Source organism: Actibacterium sp., from assembly GCF_041584535.1.
GTDB lineage: Bacteria > Pseudomonadota > Alphaproteobacteria > Rhodobacterales > Rhodobacteraceae > Actibacterium_D.
This window is the reverse complement of the sequence record NZ_JBFHDW010000190.1, coordinates 1-5226: the sequence shown is the minus strand read 5'-3', so window position 1 is coordinate 5226 and position 5226 is coordinate 1. Positions and strand designations below refer to the sequence as shown.

Annotated in this window: 5 protein-coding genes; 2 read left to right on the top strand and 3 right to left on the bottom strand. The window is 61.3% G+C overall.

What is annotated here, in order from left to right; all coding sequences use genetic code 11:
- A partial coding sequence (locus ABYW26_RS10060; protein ID WP_372604704.1) for a cbb3-type cytochrome c oxidase subunit I occupies positions 1–1142 on the bottom strand: 1142 nt, incomplete at its 3' end.
- A gap of 201 nt (positions 1143–1343) precedes the next feature.
- On the opposite strand from ABYW26_RS10060, the gene ABYW26_RS10055 reads away from it, so the two are divergent.
- Positions 1344–2183 carry a universal stress protein gene (locus ABYW26_RS10055; protein WP_372604703.1) on the top strand — a complete coding sequence of 280 codons (840 nt, stop codon included), beginning with the start codon at positions 1344–1346 and terminating at the stop codon, positions 2181–2183.
- Positions 2184–2221: 38 nt separating this feature from the next.
- Here ABYW26_RS10055 and fnrL read toward each other — a convergent pair whose 3' ends face one another.
- Complete coding sequence (gene fnrL, locus ABYW26_RS10050; protein WP_372604702.1) at positions 2222–2968, bottom strand: transcriptional regulator FnrL; 747 nt, start codon at positions 2966–2968, stop codon at positions 2222–2224.
- Between the two features lie 62 nt (positions 2969–3030).
- On the opposite strand from fnrL, the gene hemN reads away from it, so the two are divergent.
- On the top strand, positions 3031–4386 hold the full coding sequence (gene hemN, locus ABYW26_RS10045; protein ID WP_372604705.1) for an oxygen-independent coproporphyrinogen III oxidase: 1356 nt from the start codon (positions 3031–3033) through the stop codon (positions 4384–4386).
- Between the two features lie 62 nt (positions 4387–4448).
- Here the strand turns inward: hemN and ABYW26_RS10040 are convergent.
- On the bottom strand, positions 4449–5226 hold a 778-nt coding region (locus tag ABYW26_RS10040; protein ID WP_372604701.1), incomplete at its 5' end, for an ATP-binding cassette domain-containing protein.

The window sequence follows — 5226 nt, the reverse complement described above, 5'->3', positions numbered from 1 at the left end:
CCTTCGAAGGTCGACATGCCGTAGAAGCCGATCGAAACGACCATCATACGGATGATCGGGTCGGTCCGCAGCTTGTCCCAAGCACCGGACAGCGTCATCAGGCCGTTGATCATACCACCCCACGAGGGCATCCACAGCATGATCGAGAACACCATGCCCAGCGTCGAGGCCCAGTCGGGCAGCGCGGTATAGTGCAGGTGGTGCGGACCAGCCCAGATATACAGGAAGATCAGCGCCCAGAAGTGGATGATCGACAGTTTATAGGAATAAACCGGACGTTCAGCCTGCTTCGGAACGAAGTAATACATCATCCCAAGGAAGCCAGCGGTCAGGAAGAAGCCCACAGCGTTGTGGCCATACCACCACTGCGTCATGGCGTCTTGCACACCGGCGAACACCTGAACCGATTTCGAGCCAAAGATGCTGACCGGAACCGACAGGTTGTTGACCAGGTGCAGCATAGCAACGGTCACGATGAACGACAGGAAGAACCAGTTCGCCACGTAGATGTGCTTTTCCTTGCGCTTGATGATCGTGCCCAGGAAGACGGCCAGATAGACCACCCAGACGATCGTCAGCCACAGGTCGACATACCATTCCGGCTCGGCATATTCCTTGCCTTGGGTTGCCCCCAGCAGATAGCCGGTTGCGGCCAGAACGATCACAAGCTGATAGCCCCAGAACACGAACCAGCCAGCGTTGCCGCCCCAAAGCCGCGTCGCCGAGGTGCGCTGAACCACGTAGAACGAGGTCGCGATCAAAGCGTTGCCGCCAAAGGCGAAAATCACTGCAGAGGTGTGCAGCGGGCGGAGGCGGCCAAAGTTGGCATAGCCCTCGGCCCAGTCAAAGTTAAGTGACGGAAATGCCAGCTGAAACGCGATAAACGTCCCAACGGCAAAGCCGACTACGCCCCAAAAGGCGGTTGCGATAACCCCGGCCCGGACGACCCCGTCCAGATAACCCGAAGTATCGGCTGTTTTTGAATCCCCGGCCTTGCGCACCGTGTAAATAAACATGATGGCCGCGGCCAGCATGATCGTCAGTGCGTTCACCAGGTAGGCAATGTCACGGGCGTAGTTCGCTGCGATCGCGGCAAGCACCGCGATAGCACCGAATACGGCCATTTTTGCATAATCCCACATCGTGCGTCCCTTCGTCATTCCCCCCCGCGATTCTATACGGGAAGGCATTTTTCCATGGCTGCGGTATGCCGAGCGTCCCTGTCCATCGCCTTGATCCATGTCAAGGCGCTCAACCGCGTTGCGAGGATGCTGTGAAATAGACACCAAAGTCGAGGACTTAAGGGGGTCGTGCGCCCAACGATGGCGCTTATGGAGGTAAAGATGGCTTACAAGACCATTCTGACAGTCGTTTCGAATTCCGACCTGTCGCGCTCGGCGCTGGATGCGGCGATCACGATGGCGACACGTCAGGACGCACATTTGGAAATCCTGTGTCTGGGGATCGATCGCACCCAGACCGGATATTACTTTGCCGGGACCAACGCGGTTCTTTTGCAGGAAACCCTGCAAAAGGCGCAGGACGATGCGGCCGCCGTCGAAGCCGCCGTTCAACAGCGCATGAGCGGCGAAGCCCTGCGCTGGGGCAGCGATGCGGCGGTGGCGCAGGTCACCGGCCTGTCACAACTGGTCGCGGCGCGAGCCCGGTTCGCCGATCTGGTGGTCCTGCCCAAACCCTATGGCGAGGATCGCGGGATCGAGGACGAAGCAATCACCGAAGCCGCGCTGTTCGACGGACAGGTGCCGGTTCTGGTGGCGCCCGCCAACGCGAACCTGACCGCGATCGGCCAGCGGATCGCCTTGGCGTGGAACCAAAGCAGCGAGGCGATGACCGCCATCCGCTGTGCGCTGCCGATGCTGAAAGAGGCCGATCTGGTGGACATCACCGTAATCGACCCGCCGCAACACGGGCCGGATCGCTCGGATCCGGGCGGGCTGTTGTCGCAAATGCTGGGCCGTCACGGGGTGCGGGCCGAAATCACGGTTCTGGCCAAGACCATGCCGCGCATTTCCGACGTGCTGTTGCGGCATGTCAGCGACATGAGCGCCGATATGGTGGTGATGGGCGCCTATGGCCACTCGCGCTTTCGCGAAGCCATCCTTGGCGGCGCAACCCGCAACATGCTGGAAGCCGCCACCGTTCCGGTGCTGCTGGCGCATTGATCCCCTGCCCCGGACCCGGTCCGGGGCGGACCTGAATGTCAGATATAGACACCGCCGTCAGTATCGTCGCCGGTTTCGTCCATCAGCCGGTCCATGTCGGGAACGGTGATGTGACGCTTGCCCTCAAGCTGAATAACGCCATCGCGCTTGAGCGCGCTGATCTGACGGCTGACGGTCTCCAGCGTCAGACCCAGATAATCGGCCATCGCCTCGCGGGTCAGCGGCAGATCGAACACGATCTGGCCGGTGGCCGAGGCCAGCTTGAGCGTCGCATCGCGGCGGGCGATGATCGCCAACAGGCTGGCAATCTTTTCGCGCGCGGTCTTACGGCCCAGCAACAACATCCATTCCCGCGCCGCGTCCAGTTCGTCCAGCGTCATTTCCAACAGGCGCTGGCTGATATGCGGCGTGCGCAACATCATCGCCTCGAATGGCTTCTTGCGGAAACAGCACATCGTCAGCCGGGTCGTCGCCACGACGTTATAGGCCGCGGTCTCGCGCCCTGGACGCCCGACGAAATCCGACGGCAGCAACAGCCCGACCATCTGGGTGCGCCCGTCCTCCATCGCCTGCGTCAGCGAGGCAATGCCTTCGACCACGGACGCCACGAAATCCATCCGGTCGCCGGACCAGATCACGGTCTGACCGGCCTCGAAGGTGCGGTAGTATTTGATCTCTTCCAGCCGCTCCAGCTCGTCCGCATCACAGCGCGCGCAAACGGCCCTGTGGCGAATGGGGCATGCCTCACAATCGACATGCGAGAATGTGTGATCCTGAACTGCCATATCCGGTTTCGTTTTTGACTTCGATCAATGTTTGGCGCGAGCCTGTGGCTACACCTATGGGAATGAACACCGAATCGCAACTCACCCGGCTAGGGCTCTTCGACGCACGCGTGCCAAGGTATACTAGTTATCCCACGGCACCACATTTTTCTGCGTCGATCGGCGAAAGCGACTTTGTCCGCTGGATCCAAGAAATTCAGCCCGGCGCGCGCGTATCCCTTTATATTCACGTGCCTTTTTGCCGCCGGTTGTGCTGGTTTTGCGCCTGTCGAACCCAAGGCACCCGCACCGATTCACCGGTCCGCGCCTACCTGCAAACACTGAAATCCGAACTGGCCCTGCTGCGTCAGACGCTGCCCAAAGGCGTCACTCTGTCGCGGCTGCATTGGGGGGGCGGAACCCCGACCCTGCTCAGTGCTGACATGATGCGCGAGCTGTCGGACACAATTTTTCAGACTGTTCCCTTGGGTGAAAATGCTGAATTCTCGGTAGAAATCGACCCGAACGAGATCGACGCCGACCGTCTGGACGCCCTTGCCGGCGCCGGAATGAACCGCGCCTCGATCGGGATTCAGGACTTTGACCCCGAAATTCAGGCCGTCATCGGCCGCATCCAAAGCTATGACACCACCCGCGACGCTGTCGACATGATCCGCGCGCGCGGCATCGCCAGCCTGAACGCCGACATCCTGTATGGCCTGCCGCACCAATCGAAAGAGCGCGTCGCCGAAAGCGTGCAAAAGCTGCTGTCGCTGTCGCCCGACCGCGTCGCCCTTTACGGCTATGCGCATGTGCCATGGATGGCCAAGCGCCAGCAGATGCTGCCGTCCGAGGCCCTGCCCACCCCCGAAGAACGGCTGCATCTTTTTGAAACCGCGCGCCGCCTGTTCCTGTGGGATCATTACCATGAAATCGGCATCGACCATTTCGCCCGCCCCGGTGACGGGCTGGAAGTGGCCCAGCGCGCCGGGCGCCTGCGCCGCAATTTCCAGGGCTATACCGATGACACCGCCGAGGTGTTGATCGGTCTTGGCGCCTCGTCGATCTCACGCTTTCCGCAAGGCTATGCCCAGAACCTGTCCTCGACTTCGGAATATACCGGCCGGGTGCGCGAGGGCCGCTTTGCCACCGGGCGCGGCCATGCGTTCTCGACCGATGACCGGCTGCGCGCCCGCCTGATCGAAGCGCTGATGTGCGATTTCCGCATCGACACCGCCGAAATTACCCGCGACTACGACATCACGCCGCAGGCCCTGAACGAGATGTTCAAACCCGTCGCCGCCACCTTTGGCGATATGGTCCAGATCACACCGCAAGGCCTTGCCATTCCGCAACAGGGCCGCCCGCTGACCCGGATGATCGCCCGGGCTTTTGACGCCTATGACCTCAGCAAGGCCGGGCACAGCCCGGCGATCTGAACCGCTGGTCTTTTTCTTGGCTTAAATACTCATCTGTGCCGCGCCCACCAAGCGCGGCACAGTTATTTTGACGTCCCTGCCCCGAAAGCGGCCTTCATCAGCGCCCGGGTGTAATCGGTCTGCGGCGACTCAAAGATCGCAGCACTTTCACCGGCCTCAACGATATCGCCCTGCTTCATCACGATCACCTTGTGCGACAGTGCCCGCACCACCCGCAGGTCGTGGCTGATGAACAGATAGGCCAGCCCATACCGCCGTTGCAGGCGGCGCAACAGGTCGACGATCTGAACCTGCACCGTCATATCCAGCGCCGAGGTCGGCTCGTCCAGCACCAGCAGCTTGGGGCGCAGGATCATCGCGCGGGCAATGGCGATGCGCTGGCGTTGGCCGCCGGAAAATTCATGCGGATAGCGGTGCATCATATCGGGCGACAACCCGACCTCGGTCAGGATATCCGCGACCATACCGCGACGGTCCTGACCTTTTTCCAGCCCATGCACACCCAGCCCCTCGGCCACGATCTGTTCGATGGTCATCCGAGGGCTGAGCGAGCCGTAGGGATCCTGAAACACGATCTGCATATCGCGCCGCAGCGGCCGCAGATGCTTGGCCGAGCGGCCCTGAATATCCTCGCCAAGATAGCGAATGCCGCCGGTCGATGAAATCAGCCGCATGATCGCCAGCGCCAACGTGGTCTTGCCCGAGCCGCTTTCGCCGACAATGCCCAAGGTCTCACCCGCGCGCACGCTGATCGAGGCGTCGGTCACTGCTTTCACATGGCCCACGGTCTTGCGCATCAGGCCGCGCTGGATCGGGAACCAGACCCGCAGGTTCCGGGTT